This window comes from Ginsengibacter sp., from assembly GCF_057362405.1.
The window spans coordinates 16,210-28,391 of the sequence record NZ_JBMQQG010000067.1; the positions used below are offsets into that span (position 1 = coordinate 16,210).

Sequence of the window (12,182 nt, forward strand, 5' to 3'; positions counted from 1 at the left end):
CCCTATCAATTATTTTAAACCATTAATTCTAAATTAAAATTCCATAATGTCCTTACAACTAAAACGCCCCCTCGTTTTTATTGACCTCGAAACAACGGGTATGAATCTTTCTACTGATAGAATCGTAGAAATAGCTATTATTAAAGTATTTCCGGATGGAACAAAAACTGTAAAACAGAAATTGTTAAATCCGCAGATGCCGATTCCTAAGAACAGCAGCGACATACATGGTATTACAGATGATAAAATAAAAGATGCCCCTACTTTTAAACAAGTTGCTAATGAGCTAAAACAATTCATCGACGACGCTGATTTTTCAGGTTACAATTCCAACCGTTTTGATATTCCCTTGTTGATGGAGGAATTTCTGAGAGCCGGGCTGGAGATAGATATGACAAACAGAAGATTGGTTGACGTTCAACATATTTTTCACATGATGGAAAAGCGTACCCTTGGCGCGGCATATAAATTTTATTGCGAAAAGGAATTAGAAGATGCCCACTCTGCAGAGGCAGATGCAAGCGCAACCTGGGAGATATTACAGGCCCAAATTACCAGATATCAACATTTAGGAAATACTTTAGATACTATTCTGCAATTTACAGGCGAAGAAAAAATTGTGGATTTCGCAAGGCGGTTTGTGATGGATAATGGAATAGAAGTGTTTAACTTTGGAAAACATAAGGGTCGCCCCGTTTCTGAGGTGCTGAGAGCTGAACCTCAATATTATGACTGGATGATGAAGGGCGATTTCCCGTTGCATACCAAACAAAAGCTTACCGAAATATTGAATCGTACCTTGCTGAAAAAATGATATTTAAACCTTTTTAAAATATTTTTTAAGATTAATTGTAATTTCATTTTAAATTCTATACCTCTTTTTTGGAAAAACTTCTTATTATACCAACTTACAACGAAAAAGATAATGTTGCTTCTATAATTGAAACAGTATTTGCCCTTCAGCAAAATTTTCATATTCTTATTATCGATGATAACTCTCCGGACGGTACTGCGTCAATTGTAAAAGGGCTTTTTTCAAAATACGAAGGCAGTTTATTTCTTGAGGAGCGTGAAGGTAAACTGGGACTCGGCACAGCTTATATATTTGGCTTTCGTTGGGCGCTCGCAAGAGGATATCAGTATATTTTTGAAATGGATTGCGATTTCTCTCATAACCCCGCTGATTTGGATAAACTTTATCGTGCATGCAAAACGGGAGGTGCTGACGTAGCAGTAGGTTCCCGATATGTAAAAGGAGGCAAAGTAAAAAACTGGCCATCCATAAGAGTAAATTTGTCTAAGGGGGCCTCTGTCTATACAAGGTTTATTACTTTAATGCCCGTAAAAGACCCTACCGCCGGGTTTGTATGTTATACAAGCAATGTACTAGAGACTATTAATTTAGATAAAATCAGTTTCGTCGGGTATGCGTTCCAGATAGAAATGAAGTTCGCTTCCTGGAAACTTGGCTTTAAGATTAAGGAGGTGCCCATAACATTTATTGATAGAAAATACGGTGTTTCCAAAATGAACAAAGGCATCGTCAAAGAAGGCATTTTTGGAGTGCTAAAGCTTAAATGGATGAGCATGTTTAAGAACTACAGAAGGAGGGTTAAAAATATTCCTGAAAATAGCCCTTACCAAAGCCAGCAAGTGTTGGTGGAAGGAAAATGATTCCTTTTAAGAGATTACTTCACACACTTTTCACTATTTCATTTTTTTTGCGGCAAGCATTTATTTATATGAAGGATGAAACTGCTGTAAAGTTTCCCTAAGGTATTCCCTGTTAAGATGTGTGTAAATTTCTGTTGTCGTAATGCTCTCATGGCCCAGCATTTCCTGCACGGCTCTCAGGTCTGCACCACCTTCCACGAGGTGCGTGGCAAATGAATGCCGAAATGTGTGTGGCGATATCGTTTTTGTTATACCGGCCTGTTTTGCTGCATTTTTTATGATCATAAAAATCATTACCCGTGACAGTTTCCTTCCCCTGCGGTTAAGAAAAAGAATATCCTCGTTGCCGGGTATAACTGGAACGTGTACACGAATATTTTGCCGGTAAATATTAATGTATTTTATAGCGGGAGTTCCTACCGGAACTAGTCTTTCTTTATCTCCCTTTCCAATGATCCTGATATAACCTACATCGAAATACAAACATGATAAACGAAGGTTAACCAGTTCGCTCACCCTCAGCCCGCAACTGTAGAGCGTTTCAATGATTGCTTTATTCCTGGCGCCTTCATTGGTACTTACATCAATGCAGTCACTTATCGATTCTATTTCGCTAAAGGTTAAAACATCGGGCAGGTGTTTAATGAGTTTCGGGGTTTCTAATAAAGCGGTTGGATCTGTCTTTGACAGCTGCTCCTGCAGGCAGTATTTATAAAAATTTCTAAGTCCTGAAATAATTCTTGATTGCGAAGAAGGCGTCATTCCTAATTCGCTAATCCATTGTAAAAATTTTTCCAGGTGTTGTAATTTCACTTCGCCGGGTTTTATGTCTGCATTGCCGAAAGCGAGGTATTGGGTAAACTTATCAATATCATGTATATAAGCCTCCACCGAATTTTCTGATAAAGATTTTTCCAGTTGCAGGTATGCCTTGAATCCTTTTTTATAGATGTGCCACATTATAAATTACGGGCTTTAATGGATATGTGAAATTAAAATAAAATATGCGCTACTTTTATATTTTAACCAAAGCCCAACAACACATTTGTAAGTCCATCTAACCTTTATTTTTGCATGCAGCGAATTAGTCTCCGGAAACTTAAAAGAAACTTTGAGAAGAATAGAAGATCCTTTCGATACTTCATTACCAGGTTAGAAAATAAACCTCCTGCAAACCTTGAAACGCTTGCAGCGCAAAAGGATAAAGAAGTATGGGAGGAGATTGACTGCCTGAGCTGTGCTAATTGTTGTAAAGTGATGAGTCCAACTTATACATTCGCAGATATTAAAAGAATCGCGGCACATCTTGGTATGCGACCAAAAGATTTTAAAGAGAAGTGGTTGTATTTTGATAAGAAAGGTAAAGACTGGATGAACACATCCCGCCCCTGCCAGTTTCTCGATTTAAAAACAAATATGTGCACGATCTATGAGGTCCGCCCTGCAGACTGCGCCGGATTTCCGCATTTAGTTAAAAAGCCACTAAAGGATTATATGCACGTGCATAAACAAAACATAGAATATTGCCCTGCAACGATGTTGTTTGTTGAAAAGATGTTTGCGGCAATAAAGGGCTAATGGTTCGAAGTATTATTTAGTTTTCTTAATGCATCAAATGATATGTTGAGCAGTTCATAATTATTTGCGTCCGGTAAACTAAAGTGCCACCATTCCGTGTCAAGACTTATAAAGCCATATTGTTCCATGATAGTTTTTAAAAAATTGCGGTTTTGTAAAACAATTGCCGGTAACGCCTTAAAATCCTGGTGGGCACTATCGCTAAAATTATCGAAACCAGTTCCCATGTCGACTTCTTTTTTTGTACGAAGATTTATTAATGTGAGGTCCACCGAAGTTCCGCGATTATGCCCGCTGCCATTAGCGGGATCTGCCGCGTAGCGACTGTCTTTCACGACTTCCCACATCGCTTCCGTAACGGAATATGGCCTGTATGCATCAAATATTTTTAACGCCAGGTTTTTATCTTTCAAAGCAATAACTACTTTTTTTAAAGCGTTTACCGCTGCAAGTCGCAGGTAACTCGTTGCCAGAGGTGGATATAGCCGGCGATGCATGAAATTGTTTTTGGTAGCATACCGAAGATCAAAAATCAAAGATGGTATGGCTTTCTTTATATCGACCATTTTTTTATTGGAATCATTTGCAATTTCAGTTTGCAGTATTTTTACATTATTGACAACATTTAATCCATACTTGTTAGTAATTTCTGATTGTGCTATAATGTAAACAGTCGCGAAATGGGATATTATCCAAATCATTAATATCTTCTTCGAAGATTTAATTATTTTATAAATAACATATTTTAGTTTTACCATATTCTGAAAACATTTACCTTTTAAATAAACCTGGCCGTAACATGCTTCGCAAACCAAATGTAGTTTATGTTTTTTTTATCCTAATTATCTTATCCTGTGCATTTAGTTGCAAAAGCAAGCATGCAGCAGTTAAAAAGGAGATCGTAAAAGTTCCCGAGGAAATGGATGATCAGATAACAGATAATATCAAGGCTGTATTGCAATATGCAAATGATAACAATGGTAAAATAAGCGATTCTATCAGCTTATATCTTCCGGCAGTAGTAACATCATTTTACGATAAAAATGATTTTCATAACATCTGGAGCCGGAAAGAAAAATGGAACCCACTCGCTGATTCGATGTTTGATTTTATTGCACATTCCAAATATTACGGCCTTTACCCGGAAGATTATCATTTGAAAGAATTAACTGGCTTAAGAAAAAAGTTAATTGACGACACACTGGCAAAAACAGACGCCATAGTTTGGACAAAGGCAGACGTCCTGTTAACCGACGCCTTTATGAAAACATCGAAAGATTTAAAAGAAGGGAGACTGGTGCCTGATAGTGTATCCATTACGAAGAAACCAAACTTTATAGATTCATTTTTCGTAGTAAATTTAAATGAAGCCCGTAAAAATAATTCCATTACCGGGCTTTTTGATTCTATGCAACCGGTTAATTTTCGCTACCAGGCGCTCAAAAATCTGGTCAGGGATTTCGTTGATAGCATGGATACCACACCTCACCAGTTTATCGTTTATCCTCAGAAAGATTCTCAGTTACTTATTAAGAATATTCAAACAAGGCTGGTAGAAGAAGGTATGGCTGATTCGGTAGAAGAATTTCCCGATTCTATTATGTTCAGTAACGATTTAAAAAAATACCAGTCTGCACATAAACTTAAAAAGGATGGAAGAATAGGCCTGAAGGTCGTTGGCTCATTGAATAATTTTGATGTTGAAAAATTTAAAAGAATTGCAATTACGCTTGACCGTTATAAGTTAATGCCCGATAGTTTGCCGGTACGGTATATTTGGGTAAATATTCCATCTTATTACATGGAGTTGTGGGATCATGATACACTGGTGCTGCGTTCCAAAGTAGTAGTTGGCAAACCGGCAACACCTACACCGACATTGACTTCCGCAATCTCTGATATGGTTACGTATCCGCAATGGACCATACCTGAAAGTATCATCAAGAAAGATATCCTGCCGGGATTAAAAAAAGATCCCGGTTATCTTGCCCGCAAGGGATTTAATCTCGTCGATGATGACGGAGAGGTTGTCGATCCTTATACAATAAAATGGGCAAAATATACTTCAGGAATTCCCTGGAAAATTATGCAGGGTAGCGGAGACGACAATGCATTGGGCGTGTTGAAATTTAATTTTAATAATCCTTACAGTGTTTACATGCATGATACTAATGAACGCTACCTGTTTCAAAATTCTGAAAGGGATTTAAGTCATGGATGTGTTCGGGTTCAAAAATGGGAAGATCTTGCTTTTTATATCGCCAGGAATGACAGTTTAAATAAAACGAAAGATCAACGACTCGCTTATAATGTTGATTCAATTAAAACATGGCTCGCTAATAAGGATAGGAAGCGAATAATTGTGAAAAACAGGTTGCGGCTTTTTATCGAATATTTCTCTTGCGAAGCAAGAGACGATAAAATTATTTTCTATCCGGACATTTATAATGATGATGAGGAACTTGCTGAAAAATATTTTGCAAATAAATAGGTGATAATTACGTTATAGGTATTAATCAATATTCTGTAGAAGATTACTTCAGTATTCATTAATATGAAAAAGATAATTCCCTTCATATTGCCTGCGCTAGTTTTTTCCGTTAATTTATGTGCCCAAAAAAAAGAGGGTAACAAACATAGAGCTTCAAAAGAAAACACCAGCCATGTAAAAAGTAAAACCAAATACGGCACTGCCAGTTACTATGCAAAAAAATTCAATGGCCGCCAAACTGCAAACGGAGAAATTTATAGTTCGGAAAAATACACCGCTGCCTGTAATATATTGCCAATGGGCACGTGGATAAAGGTTACCAATCTGCACAATGATAAAACCGTAGTTGTAAAAATCAATGACCGGATGAATTCGAAAAATAAACGGCTTGTTGATTTGTCAAAAATCGCAGCGGAAGACCTGGCTTTTTCAGGAAGGGGCCTAACACGAGTAAAAGTGGAAGTGATAAAAAATTATCACCTATAACCATTTTTTGCTCAGGTTTGTTGGTTCCGAAAACACTAAGAACTGTTCCGTTAATTAATTTTATGCTTTGCTGCTAACAGTTTATTTTTGTTAGCAAGCAAACAAAATTGATTATGAAGAAAATCTATTTTTTATTTATTAGTCTCTCCATTTTTGCAACATCATTTGGCCAGGAAACAACTCATAAGAAACAAGCGCTCGGTCTTAGTTTTTTCCTGAGCGATTTCAAAACTGCTGCTAACATCAGGTCTAATGGTTTAGTAAGCGTCTTCAGAGACAAAAGCTTTTTCAAGCCTTCCACGATGAATCCGGGCCTCGCGATAAATTATCTTTCGGGACTCAGCAAGCATATGGATTTTATTGCAACTCTAGGTGGATCTTTCCTGGATTATCCTATTGATGGTCAGCCAGCCTTTAATGCAAACTATTTTCTTTTAGAATCCAATGCAAGTGTTAATTTAAAATTGTTGAGTGATAAATATTGGGTGGTTCCTTTTGTTGACCTTGGCGTTGGAGGAAGCATATACCAAAAACATGCAGCTGCTTTCATGCCATTGGGTGTTGGGTTGCAAGTAAACTTTTTAGATGATGCATTTTTAATAATTAATTCGCAATACAGGGTACCCGTTACTGAAAATGCCAGCTATCACTTTTATCATAGCATTGGTATATCTGGAAATATAGCTCCTAAAAAAATGGCAGCACCACCTAAAGAAGTTGAAGTTCCCGTTGTTCTTGATCGGGATGGAGACGGAGTTGTTGATAGTGTAGATGCCTGCCCGGATCAGGCAGGCCTTGTTTCGTTGCAGGGCTGCCCTGACCGCGATGGTGACGGCATTGCAGATAAAGATGATAAATGCCCTGATGTCGCAGGAATCGCAAAATATAACGGTTGCCCCATACCCGATACGGATAATGATGGCATAAACGATGAAGAAGACAAATGTCCTACTGTGGCTGGCGTGGCTCGCTACCAGGGATGTCCTGTTCCTGATACGGATGGAGACGGCGTAAATGATGAAGAAGATAAATGTCCTAAAGAAGCTGGTCCTGCCAGCAACTTCGGATGCCCTGTAATTGATGTGGTTGTAGTCGAAAAAGTGAATAAGGCCGCACAGAATATTTTCTTTGCAACCGGCAGTTCAAAACTGTTGGCAAAATCAAACGCATCGTTGAAGGATGTGGCACAAATTTTAAAAGACAATCCCACCTACAAAATAGATGTTGATGGCTATACAGATATTACGGGTTCTGCAGATAAGAACCAGGTCTTATCAGAGAACAGGGCCAACGCGGTAAAGGATTATTTAGTTACTAACGGTGTCGATGAAACGAGGATCACAGCAACCGGTCATGGCATTAACGATCCAATTGCAGATAACAAAACTGCTGCCGGGCGGGCAAAGAATAGGAGAGTAGAAATGAAACTAAGAAATTATTAGTCTTTAAAAAGTATTAAAAATTGAAACCCTGTCTTCGGCCAGGGTTTTTTATTTGATGGAACGAAATTTTATGCAATCACTTTTCTGATCGCTATTAATTTAATTAATAAATTCTCCAGCAAGTCGAGCTTCAACATATTGGCGCCATCACTTAATGCACAGGAAGGATCAGGATGTGTTTCAATAAATAATCCATCAGCGCCTGTTGCAATAGCAGCTTTGGCAATAGTTTCAATCATTTGCGGATTGCCACCGGTAACACCACTGCTTTGGTTGGGCTGTTGCAAACTATGCGTACAATCCATCACTACAGGTACTCCATGATTTTTCATAATAGGAATATTTCTATAGTCAACTACAAGGTCGGTATAACCAAATGAATTCCCTCTTTCAGTTAAAATCACTTTATTATTTCCGGCCTTTATTATTTTGTTTGATGCAAATTTCATGGCTTCGCCGCTAACAAATTGCCCTTTTTTTACGTTCACCACTTTCCCGGTTTTGGCAGCAGCAATCAACAAATCCGTTTGCCGGCAAAGAAAAGCAGGTATCTGTAAAATATCTACATATTGTGCGGCTATTGCTGCTTCTTCAGCAGTATGAATATCTGTTGTAATGGGGATTGCAAATTTTTCATTTACTTTTTTCAATAATTGCATCGCTTCTGTATCACCAATTCCGGTAAATGAATCACCACTGGTGCGGTTCGCCTTGCGATACGAAGCTTTAAATGTATATGGTATACGAAGCCTTCTACATATATCAAAAACTTTTTCAGCGACTTCCATTATTAAAGTTTCGCTTTCCACCACACACGGTCCCGCTATTAAGAAGAAATTGTTTTGATCATATTGCTGCCCCGAAAAAAGTTTTGTAAGAAAATCGTCCATGATTTCAATTTAATGTGCAAAGTTATTTTAAAGTGACTATAACGTTAGCAAATAATATGAATCAATTACTCTTTCATTTATATGTAAAAAAGTAAATTGTAAATGCTAAATTTTCCTTACAAAAAATAATACCTCATTTTTTTTGCTTTAGTTTGCCTCTCAAATATTTTTAATGACCCGTAAAAAAATTTTAGTTGCTGATGATAATGCCGGGATTGTAGACGTAATGAAAATGGTTTTTGAAACGGAAGGATTCGATGTAATTGCAACAATGAATGGGAATAACATTTTAAAACTTTGCGAAGAAAAACCCGATATTATTTTTTTGGATGTTTGGATGTCAGGAGTTGATGGAAACGACATCTGTAAACAAATAAAAGCAGATGACGGGTTTAACCATATTCCCGTAATTATTTTTTCAGCAAGCAGAAAAATAAAGCAAATAGCGATTGATTGCGGCGCCGACGACTTCATATCAAAACCCTTCGAATTAAAAACGCTGCTCAGCATAACTCACAAATACATTACGTCGGGAGAAACGATTCAGGGTGTCCAATAATTTCCTGATAAAATAATCATGCTGATCATTTTTATAGTGTTACCGTAATACTCAAACTGGTCAGTATTAAAACTTAGCACATAGTTCCACAATTTATTAAGCCATTGCTGGTTGTTTGCGTCGATCGTTGCGGCAACAGCAAACGACGCAATAAAACTCATCGCTTCATAATAACGATTCTTAATATCGTCACCAGCCAAAGTATATCCTGCAGAAATATTGTCGGGGTTATTTTGGGTGGTTTCTCTAATCCACTTATTTATTTTTCCTATAAATTCTTTTGAACGCTTATCGCCGGTCGTTATAAAATCTGTTGCAATGCGCCAGGGTACTCTGCAGGCGTTATAATTATAAGCGCCGTCGTATTTTGATTCAAGATAATGAGGCCTTGCCGCACCCGGTTTTCGTTTAATATGTTCAATAAAATCTGGCACCAACCCTGCATCAGGGCTATACTCGTCCTGCAGCAATTTGAAAAGCGCATAATTTTTATCAACCACTTTAATCCAGAAATTATCTTTAGTTGCTTTTGCAAATGCTTTGAAATGGGCCGGCATAAAATCAGAAGATCTTGTGTCATAATAATCCTCGCTTTCCGGTTCAACTGCATCGCTTAATAAAACAGAAAAAGTTTCATGATTAATTTCAAATTTCTTTATATCAGCAATCATTAATTGTGCTTCTTTCAAATAGTTGACGTTGCCTTTACTTCCCCATTGTTCGTTGGCAAGTAATAAAGAATAGGCAATATCCATATCGCCATCTGTGGCTGAAGTGCCATCAATGTCTGCAAAGTTTTTTGCTTGAGCCCATGCCATAAGGTAAGGGCTTTTTTTGCTCGGATGTAGTTTATAATATTGATACAATCCATCATAAATCTTCTGCGCAGCAGTATCATATCCCGCCATGAGTGCTACTATTATCATTCCGTAACCCTGGCCTTCTGAAACGCATACATTATTATCAACGGTACCTTCTACCCAAATGTAATATTGCCCCGCACCGGCATCATTATGCACGTAGCGATCTTTCCATTTTTTATAAAACGAGCGTACACTATCATCCATCTGTTGTTGCAGAACCTGGTTGGGTTTTATAACACCCGGGTTGTAGTTTACATGTTGAGGAAATGGTTTTAATACTTGCTGTGCTGTTGATATTTTATTTATCAAAATAAATGCAATAAAGAGGATGATTATTTTTTTAGATGAAAGCATTTTGACGAACGAGCGCCAATTTAATAATTATTTAAGTGCAGCTTTGTTAATATTAATCGGTTAAGATTTGAGGTGGAAGTAAATAATTGGATTGTTGTATAAGCGGAGCAAAATATGTAACTGTAAGCAAGCTTCAGATTTTTACCTAATACTATAAATGGTCGCCTGCCAAGTTTTACGAAAGTGGAAAGGATGATCCGATGGCTATCGGATTTGGGTTTTTGAAACATCGGATGGCTTAATAATCTGGTGCTATAGTTATAGGCTGATGTTGGTAATTGCTTTGCTACAAAACCATCCTAACGAACACCAAACGTCGGCGGAACTTCCTCTATTTTAGAGAACAGTAATTTTGAAAATACATTTTCAAGCTTTAAGGACAGCGTCAAAAGAAAACTACCAAAGGCCGGAAACAATCCCGGCCTTATGATATCTTTTTTAATTAGATGATTTTTTCATGTCAGGAGCTTCCGGTGTAATATATCCGAATAATCCGTCTGCCTCATCTTTAGGACCAGCAGCAAAAAATAACCAGTCAGGGTTTACGCTTGTGGCCGTAACAGGGGCAAAGGATAGCGCCCATAAGCCGTCGATTACGATGGGCTTACCCTGGCTGCGAAGTGGTCCGAGTAAAAATCCATTTTCATCGTATGCATTAATGCGGCCGTCGCCAAAATTGCCTACAAGAATGATAGTACCAGAAATGTTTGGAGAAGTCCAAAAGCTTGAAGGAGTCGCCGCAATACCCCAGGGAGCATTTAACGCTCCATGCGATGTAAAGCGCTTTACTAAAGAGCCATCAGGCTTGTAAATATCAATTATTCCTGTACCAGGACCATGAGCTTCATCAATGTCTTGTCCCAGCTTGGCATATACAACATATATCCAGCCATTAATGGCCTGAACGTTAAAAGGTGCATAATCGGACGGAATTGCAGGATCCCAAAATGGCTTGTTTACCGCATTCCATAAAGTATCGTACACCTCCACCTTTTTTCCGATAAAATTGGCCACATATAAAAATGGAACACCTCCATCGGTAGCCAAGGTAACTCCCTTATAAACAGCGCCGGCATTATATTTAGCAACTTCCGCTGCATTGCCTGCATTCCACCCGGAAATTACACCATCTTCCCCTACAAAAATAAACCGGGCGGGATTACCGTTAGAAAGTCTAAAACCGGTGGTGCTATTGAATGCCTGCCCCGTAGGGGCACCGCCTGTTGCGGCATTGTTGGCAGGTATCGTTACGGGCGGCCTTAATGTGGCACCCGCTGCATTATAAATCATGCTTAGCCCGGCCCCATTAGACGAAACCCATGCCGGGCCTGATGGAGCAAAGGATATGCCCCATGCATTACGGAGGTTTGGATCAACTGAAACTGCTCCATAGCTGCTGTTATTAGCAACAAGATTTACCTGCTGAAAATCGTTTGCAAAGGGAGGAAGGCGATGAGGTTTTTTACATGCTTGCAAAGTAATTAACATCAATAAAAACGTGCCGGCAATCGTAAAAAACAGGTTACTTTTTTTTTGAAAAGTCTTTTGCATAAAAATAGATTTAGGATAAAAAATTTAGAAAGAATTGGGATACATGTAAATAAGTCTGCCTGATTTATAGCGATCAGTTATAAATCTATTTTCTCCAGGGTAGGGAAGTAACTTCATAGTGGGCCCGGTTAAAGAATCGCAGCTGCAAAGAAAAAAGTTGCCTGGGATTTCAACTTTTTTTTAAAAGAATTTAATTATAGCACAAACTGGTGAGGGGCTTTTGTTCATATTAGGAACACGCTAAAAACCGGGAAGGGAAACTTCCTTAAGACTGCTACTCAATAAAACTTGCAA

General features: G+C 38.2%; 12 protein-coding genes. 7 read left to right on the forward strand and 5 right to left on the reverse strand.

What is annotated here, in order from left to right:
• The first annotated feature begins 46 nt into the window (after nucleotides 1-46).
• Entirely contained in the window at nucleotides 47-814 is a 768-nt protein-coding gene (locus tag ACO1O5_RS05955) for an exonuclease domain-containing protein (RefSeq protein ID WP_486268923.1), read from the forward strand.
• Nucleotides 815-882: 68 nt separating this feature from the next.
• Complete coding sequence (locus ACO1O5_RS05960; protein ID WP_486268924.1) at nucleotides 883-1,674, forward strand: polyprenol monophosphomannose synthase; 792 nt, start codon at nucleotides 883-885, stop codon at nucleotides 1,672-1,674.
• A 60-nt stretch (nucleotides 1,675-1,734) separates the two neighbouring features.
• Here ACO1O5_RS05960 and xerD read toward each other — a convergent pair whose 3' ends face one another.
• The gene (xerD, locus tag ACO1O5_RS05965) at nucleotides 1,735-2,634 is read right to left on the reverse strand and encodes a site-specific tyrosine recombinase XerD (protein WP_486268925.1); all 900 of its coding nucleotides are present in this window, start codon (nucleotides 2,632-2,634) and stop codon (nucleotides 1,735-1,737) included.
• 114 nt (nucleotides 2,635-2,748) lie between these two features.
• Between xerD and ACO1O5_RS05970 the strand changes: the two genes are divergently transcribed.
• Complete coding sequence (locus ACO1O5_RS05970) at nucleotides 2,749-3,252, forward strand: YkgJ family cysteine cluster protein (RefSeq protein ID WP_486268926.1); 504 nt, start codon at nucleotides 2,749-2,751, stop codon at nucleotides 3,250-3,252.
• Here ACO1O5_RS05970 and ACO1O5_RS05975 read toward each other — a convergent pair.
• On the reverse strand, nucleotides 3,249-3,953 hold the full coding sequence (locus tag ACO1O5_RS05975) for a M15 family metallopeptidase (RefSeq protein ID WP_486268927.1): 705 nt from the start codon (nucleotides 3,951-3,953) through the stop codon (nucleotides 3,249-3,251). The two genes, ACO1O5_RS05970 and ACO1O5_RS05975, sit on opposite strands and share 4 nt — an antisense overlap.
• A gap of 98 nt (nucleotides 3,954-4,051) precedes the next feature.
• Between ACO1O5_RS05975 and ACO1O5_RS05980 the strand changes: the two genes are divergently transcribed.
• The 3 genes from ACO1O5_RS05980 to ACO1O5_RS05990 all read left to right on the forward strand — a co-directional run bounded on the left by ACO1O5_RS05980 (nucleotide 4,052) and on the right by ACO1O5_RS05990 (nucleotide 7,671).
• Nucleotides 4,052-5,743 (forward strand): L,D-transpeptidase family protein, encoded by a 1,692-nt coding sequence (locus ACO1O5_RS05980; RefSeq protein ID WP_486268928.1) that lies wholly within the window; start codon nucleotides 4,052-4,054, stop codon nucleotides 5,741-5,743.
• A gap of 63 nt (nucleotides 5,744-5,806) precedes the next feature.
• Entirely contained in the window at nucleotides 5,807-6,229 is a 423-nt protein-coding gene (locus ACO1O5_RS05985; RefSeq protein ID WP_486268929.1) for a septal ring lytic transglycosylase RlpA family protein, read from the forward strand.
• 113 nt (nucleotides 6,230-6,342) lie between these two features.
• On the forward strand, nucleotides 6,343-7,671 hold the full coding sequence (locus tag ACO1O5_RS05990) for an OmpA family protein (protein WP_486268930.1): 1,329 nt from the start codon (nucleotides 6,343-6,345) through the stop codon (nucleotides 7,669-7,671).
• A gap of 68 nt (nucleotides 7,672-7,739) precedes the next feature.
• On the opposite strand, the gene kdsA is transcribed toward ACO1O5_RS05990, so the two are convergent.
• Complete coding sequence (kdsA, locus tag ACO1O5_RS05995; RefSeq protein WP_486268931.1) at nucleotides 7,740-8,561, reverse strand: 3-deoxy-8-phosphooctulonate synthase; 822 nt, start codon at nucleotides 8,559-8,561, stop codon at nucleotides 7,740-7,742.
• 172 nt (nucleotides 8,562-8,733) lie between these two features.
• On the opposite strand from kdsA, the gene ACO1O5_RS06000 reads away from it, so the two are divergent.
• Nucleotides 8,734-9,120 carry a response regulator gene (locus tag ACO1O5_RS06000; protein ID WP_486268932.1) on the forward strand — a complete coding sequence of 129 codons (387 nt, stop codon included), beginning with the start codon at nucleotides 8,734-8,736 and terminating at the stop codon, nucleotides 9,118-9,120.
• On the opposite strand, the gene ACO1O5_RS06005 is transcribed toward ACO1O5_RS06000, so the two are convergent.
• Nucleotides 9,105-10,337 (reverse strand): family 8 glycosyl hydrolase, encoded by a 1,233-nt coding sequence (locus ACO1O5_RS06005; protein WP_486268933.1) that lies wholly within the window; start codon nucleotides 10,335-10,337, stop codon nucleotides 9,105-9,107. The two genes, ACO1O5_RS06000 and ACO1O5_RS06005, sit on opposite strands and share 16 nt — an antisense overlap.
• 438 nt (nucleotides 10,338-10,775) lie before the next feature.
• A complete protein-coding gene (locus ACO1O5_RS06010; protein ID WP_486268934.1) occupies nucleotides 10,776-11,888 on the reverse strand; it encodes a TIGR03118 family protein in 1,113 nt (370 codons plus the stop codon).
• Nucleotides 11,889-12,182 lie beyond the last annotated feature (294 nt).